The organism is Pantoea sp. SIMBA_079 (assembly GCF_046940275.1).
Lineage (GTDB): Bacteria > Pseudomonadota > Gammaproteobacteria > Enterobacterales > Enterobacteriaceae > Pantoea > Pantoea borealis.
In genome coordinates, this window is the sequence record NZ_JAWRYR010000617.1 from 1 (window position 1) to 254 (window position 254).

The 254-nt window shown below is 70.5% G+C and carries 1 pseudogene; it reads right to left on the bottom strand.

Annotated features, from left to right (window positions below):
• Window positions 1-100: 100 nt before the first annotated feature.
• Window positions 101-254 (bottom strand): annotated as a pseudogene (locus SB719_RS21415) (TRAM domain-containing protein); the annotation flags it as partial.

A 254-nucleotide genomic window follows, 5' to 3' on the forward strand; every position in this document is an offset into this window, starting at 1 on the left:
CGGCGTTATCGGCGCGCGGCGCAACCGCAGCGTCCGAGCGGCACCACTGACGCGCGCGGTGCACGATGTTGCGCGTCCCGGCTCAGGCCGCGTCGCGCACCACGACCCGGCCGCGCAGCGAATTGCGCAGCGCGTCGGTGATCACCACGTCGACGAACTGGCCGACCAGCCGCGGATCGCCGGCGAAATTCACCGAACGCATGTTCTCGGTCTTGCCGGTCAGCTCGTTCGGATCCTTGCGCGACGGCCCTTCG